The organism is Streptomyces sp. NPDC086989, from assembly GCF_044745505.1.
In the GTDB taxonomy this organism is placed as follows: Bacteria; Actinomycetota; Actinomycetes; order Streptomycetales; family Streptomycetaceae; genus Streptomyces.
In genome coordinates this window covers 89,790-108,728 of record NZ_JBIVAL010000018.1, presented here as the reverse complement: position 1 = coordinate 108,728, position 18,939 = coordinate 89,790, and the positions used below count along the sequence as shown (strand labels likewise).

General features: G+C 72.2%; 13 protein-coding genes. 5 read left to right on the top strand and 8 right to left on the bottom strand.

Annotated elements, in window-relative coordinates; genetic code table 11:
• Positions 1 to 78: 78 nt before the first annotated feature.
• On the bottom strand, positions 79 to 474 hold the full coding sequence (locus ACIPK4_RS33590) for a hypothetical protein (protein ID WP_402319928.1): 396 nt from the start codon (positions 472 to 474) through the stop codon (positions 79 to 81).
• A gap of 446 nt (positions 475 to 920) precedes the next feature.
• Between ACIPK4_RS33590 and ACIPK4_RS33585 the strand changes: the two genes are divergently transcribed.
• Positions 921 to 1,175 (top strand): hypothetical protein, encoded by a 255-nt coding sequence (locus ACIPK4_RS33585; RefSeq protein WP_402319925.1) that lies wholly within the window; start codon positions 921 to 923, stop codon positions 1,173 to 1,175.
• A 212-nt stretch (positions 1,176 to 1,387) separates the two neighbouring features.
• Here ACIPK4_RS33585 and ACIPK4_RS33580 read toward each other — a convergent pair whose 3' ends face one another.
• From ACIPK4_RS33580 to ACIPK4_RS33570, 3 genes are all read right to left on the bottom strand, one after another.
• Entirely contained in the window at positions 1,388 to 1,801 is a 414-nt protein-coding gene (locus ACIPK4_RS33580) for an XRE family transcriptional regulator (protein WP_376202986.1), read from the bottom strand.
• A 680-nt stretch (positions 1,802 to 2,481) separates the two neighbouring features.
• Entirely contained in the window at positions 2,482 to 3,177 is a 696-nt protein-coding gene (locus ACIPK4_RS33575) for an RES domain-containing protein (protein ID WP_376202983.1), read from the bottom strand.
• A 288-nt stretch (positions 3,178 to 3,465) separates the two neighbouring features.
• Positions 3,466 to 8,277, bottom strand: coding sequence for a hypothetical protein (locus ACIPK4_RS33570; RefSeq protein WP_402319921.1), 4,812 nt, complete (start codon positions 8,275 to 8,277; stop codon positions 3,466 to 3,468).
• A 20-nt stretch (positions 8,278 to 8,297) separates the two neighbouring features.
• On the opposite strand from ACIPK4_RS33570, the gene ACIPK4_RS33565 reads away from it, so the two are divergent.
• Positions 8,298 to 9,773 (top strand): esterase/lipase family protein, encoded by a 1,476-nt coding sequence (locus ACIPK4_RS33565; protein WP_402319918.1) that lies wholly within the window; start codon positions 8,298 to 8,300, stop codon positions 9,771 to 9,773.
• A 7-nt stretch (positions 9,774 to 9,780) separates the two neighbouring features.
• Here ACIPK4_RS33565 and ACIPK4_RS33560 read toward each other — a convergent pair whose 3' ends face one another.
• Complete coding sequence (locus ACIPK4_RS33560) at positions 9,781 to 10,257, bottom strand: nuclear transport factor 2 family protein (protein WP_402319915.1); 477 nt, start codon at positions 10,255 to 10,257, stop codon at positions 9,781 to 9,783.
• A gap of 365 nt (positions 10,258 to 10,622) precedes the next feature.
• Between ACIPK4_RS33560 and ACIPK4_RS33555 the strand changes: the two genes are divergently transcribed.
• Positions 10,623 to 12,269: a sigma-70 family RNA polymerase sigma factor gene (locus ACIPK4_RS33555; protein WP_402319912.1), complete on the top strand. Its 1,647-nt coding sequence runs from the start codon at positions 10,623 to 10,625 to the stop codon at positions 12,267 to 12,269.
• 107 nt (positions 12,270 to 12,376) lie between these two features.
• On the opposite strand, the gene ACIPK4_RS33550 is transcribed toward ACIPK4_RS33555, so the two are convergent.
• Together ACIPK4_RS33550 and ACIPK4_RS33545 are read right to left on the bottom strand one after the other, a co-directional pair.
• Positions 12,377 to 13,459 carry a CU044_5270 family protein gene (locus tag ACIPK4_RS33550; RefSeq protein WP_402319909.1) on the bottom strand — a complete coding sequence of 361 codons (1,083 nt, stop codon included), beginning with the start codon at positions 13,457 to 13,459 and terminating at the stop codon, positions 12,377 to 12,379.
• Positions 13,456 to 14,088: an RNA polymerase sigma factor gene (locus tag ACIPK4_RS33545; protein WP_402319906.1), complete on the bottom strand. Its 633-nt coding sequence runs from the start codon at positions 14,086 to 14,088 to the stop codon at positions 13,456 to 13,458. The genes ACIPK4_RS33550 and ACIPK4_RS33545 overlap by 4 nt, the downstream gene beginning before the upstream one ends.
• Before the next feature lie 237 nt (positions 14,089 to 14,325).
• Between ACIPK4_RS33545 and ACIPK4_RS33540 the strand changes: the two genes are divergently transcribed.
• Positions 14,326 to 15,564, top strand: coding sequence for a cytochrome P450 (locus ACIPK4_RS33540; protein ID WP_402319904.1), 1,239 nt, complete (start codon positions 14,326 to 14,328; stop codon positions 15,562 to 15,564).
• 71 nt (positions 15,565 to 15,635) lie between these two features.
• On the opposite strand, the gene ACIPK4_RS33535 is transcribed toward ACIPK4_RS33540, so the two are convergent.
• A complete protein-coding gene (locus tag ACIPK4_RS33535; protein ID WP_402319901.1) occupies positions 15,636 to 17,051 on the bottom strand; it encodes a cytochrome P450 in 1,416 nt (471 codons plus the stop codon).
• Between the two features lie 467 nt (positions 17,052 to 17,518).
• On the opposite strand from ACIPK4_RS33535, the gene ACIPK4_RS33530 reads away from it, so the two are divergent.
• Positions 17,519 to 18,871 (top strand): cytochrome P450, encoded by a 1,353-nt coding sequence (locus ACIPK4_RS33530; RefSeq protein ID WP_402319898.1) that lies wholly within the window; start codon positions 17,519 to 17,521, stop codon positions 18,869 to 18,871.
• Positions 18,872 to 18,939: the final 68 nt, after the last annotated feature.

Below are 18,939 nucleotides of genomic sequence, written 5' to 3'. Positions count from 1 at the left end.
TAGCAGCCGGCCCGCCCCAAGCCCGAAGCGGCGGAGGCCTTCGCCAAGGCAGCCGTCGGCATCCGGGTTCCTCGGAGATCAGGTGCGGTAGGGGTACAGGGCGACACTGTCCCATTCGACGCTGATCCGTACCCAGGAACCGTCCCGGGTGCCGGGGAGGGGTGAGGCCAGATCGAACAGCACGGACCAGTGGCCCATCTGGAGGCGGGCTACGCCGTCGTCGGTCAGGTGGAGGCGGCCGCTCATGATCACCTGGTCGCCCTCCTGCCGGAGTTCCGGCCCGGTGACAGAGGCCGCCAGGGTGTTGCGACCCCACTGGATGTCCTCGTCGACGGTCCATTCGACGAGGTGCCGGCCGTCTGCCTCTCGGGGATCACCACGCCAGAGCACCACGGCGGACCCGATGGGGGTGTGCACCCGAACCGGCACGGGTTGCCGCGAGGCGTGCAGCAGGGGTTCCGTACGGACGAACATCCACTCATCATCCCTGATGTCATCGCCCTGCCACCCATGGCATCCGGCGCAGGTCGATCCGCGGGCCCACACCTTCGCGCCTCGGAGACGCCGTGGTCTTGCGCCATCGCTGCCCGCACAGCCGGGCCGATCCTTTCGCCGGGGCGAAGCACCGGAGCGGCAGTGCGGTTGGAGGGCCATGACACCGACTGCATTCCACCGGCCGGCTTGGGCGGTGTGTAGTGGGTGTGGCCGAAGGGGCGGGGTTGAGCGTCGTTCTGCGCGGGCTGGGGGGTGAGGCGTTCGCCGGCGCCCATTGTGGTTCTCGTCGCCGATGCGTCTGTCCGAGTGCCCTCCGGGCGTCCTGCGAGCGAGGAACGGGCAGTGGGGGTATGTCGTTCGCGCGAGGTTGCCTTGGGCCTAACGAGGAGACAGCGGTGTACGCAGTGGTTCGACGGTATGCAGGGGTGACTGATCCCGCCGAGGCGGGACGCCGGGTGGACGAGGGATTCGTCCCCCTCCTGCGCCAGGTGCCCGGATTCGTGGCCTACTACTGGATCGACGCGGGCGGTGGAGTGATGGTCTCCACCAGCGTCTTCGAAGACCAGGCCGGGGCCGAAGAATCGATCAAGAGGGCGGCGGAGTTCGTACGGGACAGCCTCGCCTCCCTGCTGCCCAACCCTCCCCAGGTCACGGCCGGCCAGGTGGTGGCCGCCGGGTAGCGGCCCCGGGAGTGTGAGCGCTTCGAGCCGGGTATAGGCGGGGGCTTTGTCCGCAGCGCCGGTCAGACGGCGGCGGGGACCCTCGGCGTACAGCCGGTCGAAGGCCTGAGGATCCGGGGCGTTTGCGCGCGGTCAGCGGTCAGCGGTCAGCGGTCTGAGGGCTACGGCACGGTTGGTGCCGTAGCCCTCCTGTCCCGAGGCGGTACGTGGGGTCAGCCGCCGTCGACGTAGGCGCGGGCCGCGACCATCACGTCGCGCATCCTGCCGTCGGCGATGCACTGTGCCGGCGCCTCGTCTTCGAGCTGCGGGTTCATGCCGATCATCCATGCGCGGGCCGTGTAGAGGCTTTCGGCGTCCTGGATGAGCTGGAAGACCTGGAGGGCGGCGCGCAGGCGCTGCTCCGATTCGGGGCGGGGCGTGGTGTCGCCCGACGCCCACTTGCCGACCTGCTTGGGGTCGCTGATGTTGGCGATGCGTGCGGTCAGGCGCTGCCCCAGGGTCTCCTGGAGGAAGCGGGCGATCTCGCTGATGTGCATGCGCACCGTCGCGACATGGGCCCTTTCGGCGCTCGCGACGCTCTTGGCGACGGCTGCGGACCCGGGGGGCGTGGTGGTGTCAGAAGGCATGGTCAGGTCTCCCTCGTTGCCCTGACTGCGCGCCCGTGCATTGACGGGTCGCGTGTTCAGGCGACGGGTGTCGGGGTGTGCCCGCAAGACCTGGCTGTCGCGTGCTGCCGCGGGGGCAGACGGAAGGGATGCTCGGTCTCGGCGAGCTGCGAACGCTTCGTGGTGTGTCCCCGACCCGCCGGGAAGCGTGTACCAGCGCGGGTGGTTGGGCGTGCCGACTAGCGGTCGGCGCTCAGCATCGATGTATTCCGGTCCGTGGGGATCCGGCGCATGAATGCCTGCGGTGATCCGAGGGTGCTGAGCCCTGGAGAGGTGGTGGGGCTGCGATGCACGGCACGAGCCCCACGGCTAAGAACGCACTTACGGTGCAACGGGTGTTGCTCATGAGATCCCCCACATGCTCCACGTTGGTCGATGTACCGGTTAGGTTACCCATTATCATCCTCCAACTCCACCTTTTAGGCAGAATCCGGCTCGTTGTCGACGGCGCGTCAAGTAGCGCGTTTGGACCGGAACTTGGCCTCTGACCTGCGCAGATGAAGTCCTGTCGGAACGGTGGGCGGCGGGTTGTTTCGCTCTTTTGGACGACAGTGGTGTAGCGGCTTACGGGTGGGCTTCAGTCGTGTTTTCAGGTGGGTTGGGGGAGGGGCTTCAGGGGGGAGGGGGAGGCTCCCCCCGCCTCACAGGATCGTCAGGTCGTACTCCTGCGCCACCCGCCGCAGCGCCTCGGACTCGGGGAAGATCAGGCTGGTCTCCTCCTGCTTGAGCTCCACGTCGTTGAAGACGGCCCAGCACTGGCGCATCCCGAAGCGGGAGCGGTAGGCGATGCCGTGGATGAGGCGCTCCTGCCGGGAGGGGCCGGTCCGCTGGGTGATGGCCCAGGCCGAGATCAGCCGGGTGATCCGGCGGTTGAACCCCTGGATGTGTTCCACGGTGAGCGCGTCCACGCCCTGTTCCGCCAGCTCGTCCTTGAGTTCCCTGGAGAGTGTCTCCAGGGTCCGCTCGTCGTCCACGTCGAGGAAGCGGGCCTCCTTGGGAGGCTGCACGCGGACCAGGATGTGGCGCGTGATCCAGTCACGGGGGATCATGCCGGGAGCCATTAAGGACGATTTCGTCCACTCGTCCCCGATGACCTCCAGCATCTTGGGGGCCACGCGGAAGGGTGCCAAGGCCTCCGCGAAGCACCCGTCGTGCTGGGAGGCGCAGTAGAGGGTGTCGTAGCTGACCAGACTCCAGCGGTTTCCGCCCGTCCGGGACGCGTCCTCCTGGCTGATCCGCTCGTACGTGAACGGGTTCTTGGCCTTTCCCAGGCGCCAGACGCCGCGTTCGGGCGCGGGGATGAGGACGACGTCCTGCTGTACGGTGTCCCGGCTCATGCGGCCGCTCTCCTTGCTCCGGCCGCCCGCCGCCAGGCGCGGGGCCGATGATGCTCGTGGCTCGTGGCGGCGGCCGGGCCGGCGGAGCGGCCCGGCCGCCGGGAGAGCCGGTCCGTGACGGTGTGGTGCTCATGAGGGGCGCTCAGGAGCGGATGGCGCGGGCCCTGCGGCGTATCGGTCCGGGGCACATGCCGAACGATCATTTTCATGCTCTCGTACGACCGATGCGACCGGGTTGCGGTGGCCACCGGGGGCGCACGAGGGAACGCGGGGGGCGCATGGCGGCGATCAGGTCCCGCCCGCGCGGCACTGTGCGAGGTCGATCTCCACCGCGGCGGCTCCGGCGTCACCGGTGAAGGAGAGCACGACGCGCCCGCCGGCCGCCGCCGGGTGCGCGTCGAGGCTGCGTACGGGGCTTCCCACCGCGAGCAGCAGCCGGCACCGCCCGGTGGCGGCGTCCCGGACGCGGATGGTCCCGTCGGCCGAGCCAGAGGCGACGAAGCTGCCGTGGCCCTCCGTGTTCCACAGGGCCAGGGCGTGCACGGCCCCGGTGTGGCCCCTCAGCGGCTCGCCCAGGGGGCGGCGTTCGCGCAGGTCCCACAGCCGCACCGTCCCCGTGTCGCCGCCGCTGGCCAGATGCGGCGGAAGGCCGTCCAACGGGCCGGGGTTGACGGCGACGGCGTGCAGGAGCCCCTGGTCGCAGCGCAGGGGCGCACCCGCGGCACCACCGCGTTCCGCGTCCCACAGCCGTACGGTGCCGTCGGAGCCTGCGGAGGCGAACCAGTCCACGCTCTCCTCGCACGAGGCCGCGGCCACCGCCAGGATCCGCAGGCCGTGCCCGGTCCACTTCCGCAGCGGGGCCATGCGGTCCAGGTCCCACAGCCGGACCGTTTCGTCGTCCCCGCCGCTCAGCAGCAGGTGCCGTCCGTCCGCCGTCGCACAGCCGGCCAGGGCGCGCACGGGCAGGAAATGCCCCTGCAGAACGTCCGGTAACGCCTGCCGGGTTCCCGCGTCCCACAGCCGGATGCCGTGGGCCGGGGACCCGGCCGACGCGTCCCGGGACCCGGCATACGCCAGCACGTGCCCCGCCCGGCGGCGTGCCCAGGCCATCGCCGACGGCGGCCGTCCGGTGTCGACGCGGGCGGCCGTGTCCCCCGTGCCGATGTCCCGCACCTCGACGTGCCCGCCGCTGCCGCTGAGTGCGAACCAGGACGGACCGTGCAGTTCACCCGGTTCCGGCAGCAGCAGCACCCCGCCCGTCGGCGCCTGCTCGGCGGCCGCCGTACGGGTACGGGCGCCGGCCAGTGCGCGCTCCAGCACCTCCCGGTTCCACAGGCGCAGCGTGCCGTCGGTGGAGGCCGACGCGAGGATCCCGGAACCGGGGGAGTCGACGGGGCCGAGCGCGGTCACGGCACCGGTGTGCCCGCCGAGCAGCGTCGCGGGCTCCTTCGCGGCGGTGTCCCACCGGGAGACGTCCCACACGGCGATGCGGCTGCCCGTCCCGGCGGCCACGAGGTGGCGTGCGCCCACGGTGAGCGCGGTCAGGCTGCTCACCGGGCCGTCGGCGCCGGTAAGCGTGGCGAGCGGGCCGCCCACGCCCCAGACGGTGACGCTCCCGTCCGCGTGCCCGGCCGCGACCGTCCCCGGCCGCGTGGTGGGAGCCAGCGCGCGCACCTCGGCCGGGAATTCGAACCGCGCCACCTCCGTCTCGGCCGCGGTGTCCCGGAAGATCAGGAACGCGCAGTCGGCGATCGCCAGCAGCGGCCGGCCGGGCGGGTGCTCCACCGCCGCCAGCGCCGTGGTCCCCGTCCGGGGTGTGTCGCCGGGCAGGGTCAGCAGGTCCAGCGGGCCCATCCGCTCGTTCCACCAGACCACCGCCCCGTCCCCGTTGACGCTGACCACCGCGAGTTCGTGCCCGCCGTCGCGGTACGCGCACACGTCGGCGATCCACATCCCGCCGGGCCGGTGGACCTGGTCGACGAGGCGCCCGGTCGCAGGGTCCCAGACGCGGACGGTGCCGTCCGTGCTGCCGGACACGAGCAGCGGCGACTGCGCGGGGCGCGGCGCGAGGACCAGTCGGCGTACGGATCCCTCGTGGGCGGCGATCCGTTCGCGGACCGGCGTTCCCTCGACCGCGTCGATCAGCTCGATGCCGCCGTCGTCGTCGCCCGCCGCGAGCGCGGGGCGCCCGTCGGGTGCCGGCACCGCCGTCAGGGACCGTACGGTGACGTCGAGGGTGGCCAGGACGTTCACGGGCGGCATCCACCGGGACCACAGCACCGCCAGCGGTCCCGCCGCCTCTTCGGGGGTGCGCGGGCGCGGCAGACCGGGGTGGCGCAGCGCCGTGTACGCCAGGTGCAGGCTGGCCAGGCGCGAGGGGTGGTCGTCACCGTCCGCCCGGTGCAGGTACGGCTCGACCGCGGCCCACGCCTCCAGCCAGAGCCGGCCCTCCTGCCCCCGGCCCGGGCCCAGCAGCCCGCGGATGGGGCTGCCGGTCAGCCACGGCAGGACGTCGGCCGGCACGTGCGCGTCGTCCAGCACCCCGCCCAGGCGGGCGTGGCGCGCGAGGTACCGCCGTACGTACGGGTGCGGGGCGGTGCCGGTGGTGTGGCGGCCGGTGTGCGGCGCGGCCAGACCGGCGAGCGCCTGCGCGATACGGGCGTGCACGGCTGCGTCCGCGTCCGCGTCCGGGTCCGTGGCCGTGCCCGTGCCCGCGCCCGCGTCCGTGCGTGTGCCCGCGTCCGTGCCCGCGCCCGGGGCTGTGCGCGTGCCCGTGGCCGTTTCCGCGTCCGTGGCTACGCCCGCGCGCGTGCCCGGGTCCGCGCCCGCGCGCGTGTCCGTGGCTGCGCCCGGGTCGGTGCCCGTGCCCCTTCTCCCGCCCTCGTAGTCCCCCTCGACCTCATCAGTCCCGTCGGTCCCACCATCCCTGTCGACAGGCTCGTCCTGACCGTCCGTCATTCCCATCCCGATCCCCCCACCAGGTGCCGCGCCGCCCGCGGGCCAGGCGCGCAGGACAGCGGCCAGCCGCTCGTGCGCCGGCCGGTACACCCGCTGGTCCTCCTCCACGTCACGGGTGAGATACCCAGCCAGGCGGCCTTCCAGCAGCACCCGGATCTTGGCATCGGCGTCCGGCAGGGCCTCCCCGTGCACGGCGGACGCGACCGCCGGCCACACCTCGCCCCAGGCCGTGCCGCGCCCCTGCGCGAACGCCGTCGCGCGCAGCAGCGCCAGCGCCTCCTGCGCCCCCAGGCCGTCCTCCGCCGACCGCGCCAGATCGTCCTCCAGCAGTCCCGCCGTGCCCCCGCCCAGCCGCGCGAGCCAGCCGTCGTCGGCCGACAGCCGCGGTCCCTCGGTGCGCAGTTGGTGCGCCGCCACGCGGGCGTCGAGGAAGGACCGCCCGACCGCCGCGGCCACCGTGCGCGAGATGCCGGTCAGGTCGTGTTCCGCCCAGTCGGCCTCGCCGGCCAGCAGCGCCCGTACGTATCCCTCGACGTCCCCGCCCATGTCCCCGTCGTCGGTACGCAGCACGGCCGCCCCCGGGAACGCCTCCCGTAGCCGGCCCGGCAACTCCCGGCCGCCGGTGCCCGCGGCGGGGCGGTCGGCGCCGTCGCTGCTGCGGACGGCGACGACCAGCCGAACCCCGCGCCGTACGGGATCCGCCGGCCCGGACGCCGGCCCGGATGCCGGCCCGGTCGGCGGTCCGGACCGGTGGCCGTACAGGTGTCCGGCCAGCGGCACCAGGACCTGGTGGACCACCGCCGCCGGGTCGGTCGCCTCGTCCAGTGCGTCGACGACGATCGTCACCATGGGGCCGGGCGAGTCGAGGAACCTGCGCAGGCCCAGCTGCCAGCGGCTCAGCTGGTCCCTGCCCGAGGGGTCGGCCGCCGCCCCCAGCTTCTTCGCGATGACCTTCAGCAGCCCCAGCGGCTCCCGGTGGTGCGCCGTGACCGCGATGGTCACCGCGCCCTCGTCCGGGACGGTGTCCTGCGGGCAGTGGCCGACGGCTGCCCCGAACAGCGCCGAGTTCCTGAACTTCGCGTCGCTCAAGGTCACCGCGCGTCCCAGGATCGCCGACTTCCCGCTCGCGGTGATGCCCGTGACGACGAGGACCCCCGGCGGGCCCTTCAGGAACGACACCAGCGAGGCGTTCAGGCGCCTGCGACCCGAGAAGTACCAGCCGGTGTCGTCGGCGCCGGTGCGGCCGCTGGCCTTCTCCAGCCAGTAGTCCAGGTCCTCCAGCGTCGCCGCCACCTCCTGCCGGCTCTCCTCCACCGCGGCCTGCTCCGGCCGGTGGCCCGGGTTCGGCAGCGCGGTGGTCGGCACGTGCAGCTTGCCGGTCGACAGTGCGCGGCAGTCGAGGGACAGACTGCGGCCGAGCTCCGCGCCGACCGTCTGCGCCGCCTGGTACAGGGCCCGGCTGAACTCCTCCATCGACAGGTAGGGGCGGGTGATCCCGCCGGCCGTACGCAGCCACTCGTGGGCCCGGCTCAGGACGAGCGCGAACTCCCGTCCCCGCACCTGCATCTTGGGCGCCGCGGTGGTCAGGACGTTCAGGGTGGCGCGCGCGGTGCGCGCGGAGTCCAGGCTCCGCAGGAGTTCCAGCAGCTCCCCCGCCGCGTCGGCCGACTCGCACATGTTCACGATCACCAGGACGTCCCGGGCGTGCGAGTCGAGCGCGGCCGTCACGATCTCCGTCGTACGCATCCCCGTGCCCAGGAGCCGGTGGCGTTCGGTCCGCTGCAGGACCGCGAAGTGCCTGGCCGCGCCCGAGGTGAGCCCGTGGCCCGACACGTACAGCACCACCGGCACGTCCGGCTCCGCCTCCCGGATCCTCGACGACTCCAGGAAGCACTCCACGTCATGGCGGCTGGTCACCGAACCCGTGGGCGCGACCTTCACGAACCCGGGGCCGTCGGGAGGGGGCCGCTCCCACCACAGCGCGACCGCCTCCAGCTGCTCGTCGAGGGCCTCGCGCAGTGCCGTGGTGCCGTCCTCCATCACCAGGACGTACAACGTGCCGGCGCGCCGCTCGGCCTCCGCCGGCAGCGCAGCCTCCTGCACCGCATCGGCTAAGCCGATCTCGCCCCGCTGCCCGTCCACGGTCCCTATTCTTCACTGCCATGAACACGCAGCAGCAACGCCCGTCCCGCACCGACGACTTACCCGACCACGTCACGCAGGACGCGGTGGTCGTCGTACCGGGGATCATGGGCAGCACCCTTCGTGACACGAGCACGGGCAAGGACGTCTGGGGCCTCGGCGGCGTCTCCTGGCTGCTGAAGGCCTGGACCACGCCCTCCGGCCTGAAGTCCCTGGCGATGACCGAGGACGAGCTGGCCGGGAAGACCGGCCGCATCGAGGCGACCGGCCTCCTGAAACACTCCGCCTGGACCCCCTACCTCGCGGGCAGCGAGCCGTACACCGATCTCGTCGACACGATCCGCACCAGTGTCGCCGACGACGCCGCGGTCCTGGAGTTCGCCTACGACTGGCGCCTGCCCGTCGCGGTCAACGGCCGCCTCCTGGCCGACGCCGCGCGCCTGCACCTGACCGCCTGGCGCCGTCACCCCGCCCACGCCCAGGCCCGCCGCCACCGGAAGGACCAGCGGGAGGGCCGGCTCGTCTTCGTCGCCCACTCCATGGGCGGCCTCGTCACCCGTGCGGCCCTCGACCCCGGCTACGACGGCGACCTCCAGGCCGACACCCGGGGCGTGATCACCCTCGGCACCCCGTTCCAGGGCTCGGTCAAGGCGGCCGTCATCCTCGCCACCGGCCGGGGCGCCCCCGTACGGCTGCCCCACCGCAAACTCCGGGCGATCTGCGCCACGATGCCCGGCCTGCACGACCTGCTGCCGCAGTACCGCAGCCTGCGCGCGGGGGACGACGTACGCCACCTCACGCCGAGCGACGTCGCGGCCATCGGCGGCGACGCGGAGCTGGCGCGCCGGGCGGCCCGCTTCCACCACGTCCAGAAGGGCATCGCCCTGCCCGGCCACCGTTCGGTCGTCGGTGTCAACCAGCCCACCTGGCAGAACCTGACGATCACCGGCGGCGAGGTCGAGGCGCACTTCGACGGCGCCCGGCAGAACTCCGACGGGACCTTCATCCTCGACCGGCACGACCGCATCCGCTACTTCCAGGTGTACGGGGACGGCACCGTCTACAAGGAGTCGGCGGTCCTCACCGACATCGTCACCCCGCTGCCGCTCCAGCACGGGGACGTCGCCAAGGCGAAGACCGCCCTCGAAGCCGTCACCGAGATCGTCCGCGACGACATCCACCCCGGAGCACCCCAGGGCGAAGCCGGCTGCGGGCTGAGCGCACCCGACCTGGTCGGGGCGGGCCGTCCGTGGAAGCTCCACCTCACCGACGTCGACACCCTCTCGGGGCTGATCTGCCGCCTCACCGACCTGGAACACCCCGACAGCCCGACCCCCCTCACCCTGACCTGGGAGGACGGCCTGGCCACCGCAACGGCAACCGCCCCGCGCCCGGGCGTGTACCGCATCGACGTCCGCACCCCGGACGGTCACGACATCACCCAGCTGGTCATGGCCGCGGACCCGGACGAGCCCCTGGCGGAGGCGGAGGACTGACCTCGGACTACCGCAGGCCCGCCGGTCCGAGGCGCTCGGTCGGACCGGCGAAGGCCAGGAACAGGGAACGCCGGCTGAGCAGCCACCGTCCGTCGACCCTGCGGAACGCGTCCTCGTAGTGCCCCACTTGCGTGGGGATCCGGGGGGTCGCGTAGCCGTCGCCGGTGTGTCCGTCGACCCGGTACGTCGTGAAGTACGTGGCCGCGGTGGCCGTGGCGGCAGAGGTGAGGGTCACCAGGACGTTCGTGCAGATGCGGCGCGAGAGCCGGTCCGCGGGCCGAGCGCCGAAGTAGGCCCGAAGTGCCGCACGGCCCTGGACCCTGCGGTCGTCAAGAGCCCACTCCCAGACCCCGTCCTCGGTGAAGAGGTCGGCCACCGCCCCCGGGTCACCCAGATCGAGCTCGTGGACGAACTGCACGATCAGGCGTTCGCAGGCCCGCTCGGCGATCAGACGGTCCATGGGATCAAGGGTCTCGGTATCCATCCCCGTTTCCTACCAGCACGGCAAGGACCTCACGAATCTTTTTGGCGGACCAAGCCCCTGCATTTCAAGGCTTCTTCGGCGGGGGACACGTCCCCCGTGCGGGGTGGTTCCGCTGTGCCGCATGTGCGCCTCCAGGCCTGGTCGTCGGTACGGGGGAGACGGCGTGGGCGGGGCGGCGTCCCGCGACTTTGCCAGGCCTTTGCCGAACTCGCGTCGGCTCACGCGGTAGCGAGGAGCCTGGTTGCCCACAGGCCCCCGGAACGTGCACACTTGCGCGAATTCCGGCCGGGCGCAGCGTCGCACCCCCACTGCCCACCTGCCTGGCATTCGCCGTGCCGGCCATCAGCAAGTCAACGGGAGCAAGGTTGAGCACATCGGGAACTGCACGCCGGCAGGACCTCCACGACCTCAGCGACGCAGAGCTCTGCGCGCTGCTCCGCGAGCGCGACTCGGCGCCGGACTCCGATCTCAGCGACGTGATGGGCGAGGTGTTCGCCCGTCACCACGACGCCGTACGCGCCTACGCCCGCACCTGCTGCCGGGACCTGGCCACCGCCAGTGACCTCGCGGCCGAGGCCTTCGCCCGCACCTACCGGGCGGTCGCCTGGGGCGCCGGACCCGAGTACGCCTGGCGGCCGTACCTGCTGACCTGTGTGCGCCGGGTGGCGACCGAATGGGCACGACGCGGTGCCCGCACCCAGCTGTCGGACGACTTCGACACCTGGGCCGCCGAACTCTCCGCAGACCAGGACGTCGAGGGCGCCGCCCTGCTGGCGGAGGAGGGCTCGCTGGTCCTGCGGGCGTACCGGTCGCTGCCGGAGCGCTGGCAGTCCGTGCTGTGGCACGCGGTCGTCGAACCCGAGCCCGCGGCCGAGACCGCCCGGCGCCTCGGGATTTCCGCGGGGGGCGTCAACTCCCTGGCGGCGCGCGCCCGGGAGGGCCTGCGCGAGGCGTACCTGCGCGCCCACCTGGACCAGAGTGCGAGCGACGAGTGCCGGCACTACGGCAGCCAGCTCGCCGCCGCGCTGCGCCGACCGGGCAAGCGCATCAGCCGGGACCTGGGACGGCACCTGCAGGCGTGCGCCGACTGCGGGCGGGCCGAGCGCGACCTGAGGGCCGTCAACAACCGGCTCGGTGCGCTGTTGCCGGCCGGGATCCTGCTGTGGCATCCGGCCTCGTCCGCGCTGTCCGCCGGTGTGCACGGCGCCCACCACGTGGCGGCGGGCAAGGCGGTGGGGTTCAAGCTGGCGGCGGCGCGGTTCGGCGCGGGGAAGTGGACCGCGGCGGCGGCCGTCGCGGGTACGACGCTCACCGCGTTCGTCCTGCTGCCGGCCGAGGACCGGCCGGAGCGGGCCGCACCCGCGCCCGAGGTGGCGATACCCAGCCCCGCCCCGAAAGAGGAACGGGACCCGTTCCTGTTCCCGTCCCCGACGGACTCGGCGCCACCGATCGTGTCCATCGGCGTCGCGATGTCGGCCACCGCCCCCGTCGGCGCCCCGTCGGCACCCGTCGTTCCCACGGCGTCCGCCGCGCCGCCTTCGCCGGACCCCACACCCACCACCGGCCGGCCCCTGGTCAACACGGCCTCGGGGCTGTGCGTCGGCCTCGCCGGCAGCGGCTCCGAGGGGTCGTTGGAGCTCCAGCCGTGCACCGGCGACCCGTCCCAGGGCTGGCAGCGCCTGCCGGCCGGCCAGGGCACGTACCAGTTCCGGAACACGGGCACGGGCACCTGCCTCGACGGAACCGCCTCCGGCGGAAACGCCGTCGACGTCGTCCTGCGCACCTGCCGCTCCGGCAGCGGCCGTACGACGCAGCTCTGGAGGTCCGCTCCGGCCGGAGGGTCCGGCGCCTTCAGGCTCTGGTTCGTGCCGCCGGTCCCGAAGAGCGACTACTCCGACCACCTGCTGGGCCCCCGGAACTGGCCGAAGGCGGACCCGCCGCGCAGGGGTTCGGACCTGGTGCAGCTGCCCAACTACTACAACTCCGTCAATTTCCTGTTCACCCTGGGGTGAGCGGACGCACGGCACACCGCCGCCGAGTACCCGGCGCACGCGCCGGCGGGCAGAACCCGGGCGGCCACGTGTCCGGGCTGGGCCGCCCGGCGCGGCGACGGCCGCCGTCAGCCCGAGGTGGCCGGCCGTTCCTTGATGTGGTCGACGACGGTCCGGGTCATGACGGCGCTGGTGAACACGACCGTGCCGGGCTTGATCAGGCCCTGCTCACCGGACTCGCCCTCCACCTGGACGGTGCGTTCGCCGAGGAAGGCGAGGGACTGCCGGTCGAAGATCCACTCTTCCCGCTGGCCCGACTGCTCGTCCAGGCGTGCCACGGCGATGCCGTGGCGGCCGGCGGCGTCGACCGCGTCGTCCAACGACACCACGCCGGGGATCTTCGCCGCTGCCTTGTAGAGCGCGGCCGTCAGGGCCGGCGGCGGGTAGCTGGCGCGCAGCAGGTCGCCGATCGTGGTGAAGGCCTCCTGGTCGGGGCCGCGGCCCTTGCCCTTGGTCTCCTCGTAGATCTTGCGCAGCAGCACGTCGGGGTCGGTGGGTAGCTGGGCGAGGTAGTTGTAGCTGGGCGCGTTGAGGTGCGCCGTCGGGGTGTGGCCCGTCTCGTCGGGCCCCTCCAGGGTCACGCCCTCCGGGCCGGTGTTGCCGGGCTCGATCAGCCAGCCCTTGATGCCGTCCGGGGAGTTCCACTGGTGGCGCTCGTGCAGCTTCTCGCTGACCAGCGTGTGCTTGTCGCCCTCGGTCTTCACGTACGTGTTCGCCGTCTTGCTCCCGATGTAGACGTACTGGTCCGCGCGCACCCCGGAGTGCGCGGCCGAGGAAGCGGAGGCGGCCAGCGAGATGCGGTCCAGGAGCTGCGGCGCTCCCTTGGCGTCGGCGGCGCCGATGCGGGTGGTCATCGCCGGGCCCGTGGCCATCGTGGAGCGCGGGCCGTCCGCGGCGCCCAGCTGCACGTAGCCGAAGAACCCGGCGGCGAGCGCGCCGGCCAGGGCGAAGCCCGCGACGGGCACGAGGACGGCACGGCGCAGGAACGGGTTGCGCCTCGTGCCGGTACGGGACGGCGCGGCGGCGGGGCCGGCGCCGGAGGCTCGGAGGTCGTCGTGGATCTGGGTCATCAGGCGCTCCTTGTGGAACTGGTGGCGGCCCGCGGGCAGTTCGCGTTCGACGAACGAGGGTCGGGAAAGGTCGGCGTTCATCGGGTTCCCTCCTGTGCGGACCGGACCGCCTTCGTGTCGCGGTCTCCATATGTCTGTCGTGACCGGGCCACGAGTTCCCGCCTGTTCTTCCTCAGTTCCGCGTCGGCCAGCTTGCGCAGCTTCGTACGGGCCCGTGACAGCCGGGAGCGGACGGTGCCGACCGGAATGCCGAGGACCCTTGCGGCCTCCGCGTACTCCAGTCCCTCGCACAGGCACAGCAGGAGGACTTCGCGCTCGGGTGCGCGCAGTGCGCTCAACTGCTTCAGCGTGGCCGCGATCTGCTGCCGGTCGTCGAGCCGGCCGGCCACCTCTTCGGCGTGGTCGGGCACGGACGCGGCACCTGCCGCGGCCGCGGCGGCAGCGGCGACGGCCCGGTAGCGCCGGTTGCTGCGGCAGTGGTTGCGGGCGAGGTTGGTGGCGATGCCCAGCAGCCACGGCCGCAGTGACCCGCCCTCGGGGTCGACCGAGCCGCGCAGCCGCCACGCTTCGAGGAAGGCCGCCGACATGACGTCCTCCGCGACGGCCCAGTCCCCGGTCATCCGGAAGGCATGGTTGTAGACGGCGCGGGCGTAGCCGTCGAACAGCTCCGCATAGGCGTCCGGATCCCCGGACCGTATCCGGGTTCGCATTTCTGTCGTCACGCTTGCTGGCTGTCCGGCACGGTCGGAGGGGTTCCCGTGACCTGCGTCACGTACGGCTGCGGGCGGCGGCACCCAGCTCCCCGCCCGCAGCCGCGAACCCTACCAGCGGAGTCCTCGTGGCTCGCCGCCGTCGGTCCCGGCCCGTGAACAGCCCGAACGGGGGTGACCCGGCAGGCAGAATTGGATCAACGGCCACTCGGTGTGCCGACTTCCGAAGGAGTGCATGTGGAGCAACCCGATACCCTCCCCTTCCCGCTCGACCCGGCCGCCGACCCCGTGGCCGAAGCGCACGAGCTGCTCGCACAGGGTTGCCCCGTCCGGCACGTACTGCTGCCGGGGGCCGTGCCCGCAGTGGCCGCCCTCGACTACGAGAGCGCGAAAGCGGTACTGGGACACCCGAAGCTGACCAAGGACCCGGCCCACTGGCCCGCCCTGACGGACGGCCGGATACCCGACGACTGGGAACTCATCCCACTCGTGCAAGGCGCCGGGATGCTGCACGCAGGCGGCGAGGCGCACACGAGACTACGAGGACTCGTCAGCTCCGCGTTCCGGCGGGCGTCCATCGAATCCTGGCGGCCCCGGATCGAGGACATCGCAGCCACCTTGCTCGATCAGCTCGAGACCGCCGCCACACGTGATCCGGTGGTGGACCTGCGTCACGAGTTCGCGTGGCAACTGCCGCTGACCGTCATCTGCGAGCTGCTCGGCGTACCCGCCTCGGCGATCACCCGACTGCGCGGAGCGTTCGACCGCCTGGTGACACCCGACCCGCTGGACGAGAGCGGGCAGGGGATTCTGGAAGCGCAGGCGGTGATCGCCGAAGAGCTCACCCAACTGATCGCCCTGAAGCGCACGGCCCCCGGCGCCGACCTCGCCACGGAACTGATCACGGCGCGTGACGCGGACGACGGCTCCCTCACCGACGCAGAACTCCTCCAGACGATGTTCCTGCTGCTGATCGCCGGCCAGGAGACGACCGTCCTCCTGATCACCGGGACGGTCCACAGCCTCCTGAACGACCCGCAACAGCTCGATGCCGTGCGCGCAGGTGCCTTCACCTGGAGCGACGTCGTGGAAGAGGGACTGCGCCATTCCTCACCGGTGCGCTACGCACTCATGCGCTATGCCACCGAGGACATCGAAATCGGCGGTACCGCGATACGCAGGGGGGATGCTGTGCTCGCGGCGCTCTTCGCGGCCGGCCGCGACGGCGAAGTCCATGACGGCGCACACCGCTTCGACCTCGGACGCTCCACCCGCCAGCACCTGGCGTTCGGTCACGGCGCGCACTTCTGTCTCGGCGCGACCCTGGCCAGACTCGAAGCAGAGGTGGCTCTGGAGATGCTGTTCTCGCGTTTCCCGCGGATCGGTCTTGCCGGTGACGAGGTCCCCTCCATGCGGTCCATCGCGCTCCAGGGCCTCCAGGCGCTGCCGGTCCGTCTCGGTCCCACCGGCAGGTGAGCGCCGGGCACGAAGCCCGGACCACGGCGCACAGCGCCTGGCCCGGGCTTCCTGCCGTCTGACGGCTGCTCCTATCGGCCGCCGGAGAGCAGACGGCGCCACCAGGGCTGCCGCGTCCCGCCGGCGGAGCCGGCGGCCGACGCCGGCGACGCCGTCCTCGGCTGCCCGGGCGCCGCCGGGCGGCCTGCCGCGCCCGTGGAGGTCACGTCGGCGGAGGTCGCGTCGGCCACTTCGGCGGAGCTCCTCCTCTGGGCCCGGCGGGGAGCGAACGCGACGGGCAGGTTGTCCAGGCGACTGGAGATCAGGGAGGTGGTCACGCGCAGCTCGTCCTCACCGCCGACCAGCTGGATGTCGGGCAGCCTCGCCAGCAGCGTGTCGATGCCCGTGTCCGCGATCGCGCGGCCGATGTCCTCACCCGGGCACTCGTGCGGCCCGCTGCTGAACGCGAGGTGCGACCGGTTGCCGTGCACCGGCTTGCTCAGGTCGGGGCGGATGTCGGGGTCGACGTTTCCGGCGGCCAGGTCCAGGATCACCATGTCGCCCGCCCGGATTTCCTGCGTCCCGAGCCGGGTGTCGGCCGTCGCCCACCGGGTCGGGACCCTGGCGAGCGGAGGGGCGTCCCAGAAGACCTGGTCGAGCGCGTCCGGCAGGGTCATGGAACCCCCGGACAGGCTGGCGCGGAAGCGGTGGTCGGTCAGGACCATCCGCAGGGTGTTGGCGATCAGGTTGCAGGTGTTCTCGATGGCCGCCACCAGGGCGTGCCGCAGGTGCTCCATCACCTCGGCGTCGGACAGCTGCGACTCGTGGCTCAGCAGCCAGCTCGCGAAGTCGTCACCGGGGCTCTCCTTCTTGTGCTTGACCAGTTCGGTGAGCACGCCGACGACGAAGTCGTTGCTCTCCAGAGCGGTGGGGGTCCCCTTGACCATGTCGCGCACGGCCGCGCCCACGGCGAGCGCATCCGCCTCCGGCACCCCGTAGATGCGTGCCACCACCAGAGCGGGCAGCTTCTCGGAGAAGTCGGCCACGAGATCGGCGTTGCCGTTCGCGGAGAACTGGTTGATCAGCTGCTCGGTGTAGCGCACGACGTAGCTGCGGATGCCACGGCGGCGGAATCGACCCAGGCTGTCCGTGATCGCCGAGCGCAGCCTCGCATGCTCACTGCCGTCCGCGAAGACCAGCAGCGGCTGCCATGCGGTCACGGGCAGCAGCGGGGAATCCGGGCCGAGCTTGACGGTCCATATGCGCGAGTCGTTCGAGAACAGCTTGGAGTTGCGCATGACCTCCAGGTTCTCGCGGTGCCCCAGCACCAGCCACGCCGGAACGTCGCCCTGCAGGAGGACGGGCGCCACCGGGCCGTGCTCCTTGCGGAGGGCCTGGTACATGGCATAGTGCGAGCCCTCCGCGTCCGGGCCGTACAGCCGCTGCACACCGGCCGTCCCGGCCCCGCCCGGCGCGTGCGCGGGACAGCCGGGAGGGGGGAGCGGCACGGGCGAAGCGGCCGGTGCGTCTTGGTAGGGGGTGGTCACGAGTCCTCCGAAAGGCGCGGTGAGGGAACGAACGGATGGGCGTCAGGTCAAGCCACCACCGGGCCGGGCCTGGGTCGGGCCGGATCAGCGGTGCTGCTGTCTGGTGACCGGGCAGCCCCCATCGCCGAATTGACGGGCCGTCGGGCCGACCGTCTCATCGGCGCCCGCCGGGTCAGCAGTAGCGCCACGTCCGTGAGGTGTGCCTCACAGGAGGTATGACGTCACAGCAGCGACACGCAGCATAACGGGGGGTGGTGTACGCGCAGGACGGCGGTCGTGCCATCAACTGCGGGACGGTCGGTACGGATTGGACCGTGGATGCCCCCATTGGCGGCGCGCCGGCACCCGCGGGCTCGCCACCCCGCCGGACCCCCGGCGGAACGCTGTGGTGCAGTTGTCGCACGTACACCCGGTTGGAGGAACCCAGAGTGACAGATGTTCAGTTGCGGTCCGTGCCGCGCGCACCAGGGGCGATACCGGTGCTGGGGCACGCCCTGCGCCTGTGGCGTGACCCCTTCGGCTTCCTCACCTCCCTGCGGCAGCACGGCGACCTGGTCCGTGTGGACCTGGGGACGATGCCCATGTACGTCGCGACCTCGGCTTCCCTGGTTCGTGAAGTGACGGTGACCAAAGCGCGGGATTTCGAGAAGGGCCGCTTCTTCGACCGGCTGCGGCCCTTGGCCGGGAACGGCCTGGCGAATTCCGACGGTGAGATCCACCGGAAGCACCGTCACCTCATCCAGCCGATGTTCTCCAAGGAGCGCATCGCCGCCTACTCCGCCACCATGAGCGACAACGCACGGTCGCTGGCCGACTCCTGGCGACCGGGACAAGAGGTCGACCTGGAACAGGTGATGGCCGAGTACGCCATCGAGACCCTGGCGTCGACACTGTTCTCGGCGGACATCGGCCTGCCGGCCGTGGAAGCCGTACGCAGGAACCTCCCCGTCCTGCTGAAGAACCTGCTGATACGAGCGGCCTCCCCCAAGTTCCTGGACCGCATCCCCATCCGCGCCAACCGCGATTTCGACGAGGCGTCGGCCAGCCTTCGCCAGGTGATCGACGAGGTGATCCTCACCGCCCGCCGCTCGGGGCATGCCGACCGCGACGACCTCCTGTCGCTGCTGTTGCGCGCGCAGGACACCGAGAGCGGCCAGCGCCTCTCGGACGTCGAGGTGCGCGATGAGCTCAGCACCATCCTCTTCGCGGGCGCCGAGACGACTGCTGCGACACTCGCCTGGACCTTCCACGAGCTGGCCGCCCACCCCGCGGTCGAAGAGCAGGTGCTCGCAGAGATCCGGGACGTCGTGGGCGACGGGCCCGTCGGCATCGCGGACGTACCTCGCCTCGAATGCCTGCGGCGGGTCATCGACGAGGTGATCCGGCTGCACGGCGTGACACTGCTCATGCGCCGGAACACCGCCCCCGTCGAGCTGGGAGGGTTCACGCTGCCGCCGGGGACGGAGGTCGCCTTCAGCCTCTACGCCATCCACCGCGACCCCGACCTGTACGAGAACCCCGCCGCCTTCGACCCCGATCGCTGGCTGCCGCACCGGCAGGCCGAGGCCGGACTCGGACGCGAGGCCTACGTCCCGTTCGGCGCGGGCAACCGCAAATGCATCGGCGACAGCTTCGTATGGGCCGAAGCGACGATCGCCATCGCGACCCTGCTCTCCCGGTGGCAGCTGAGGCCGGTTGCGGGACACGAGCCCAGGGAAGTGGCATCCGCCGTGGCACGCGCCGACTGCATCCGCATGATCGTGCAACCCCGTCAGGGCTGACCCGCCGACCGGCGCTACCGGGCGCCCGCCACGTGTCTTCTGCGGTCTCGAAGGCCGATCAGGTTCAC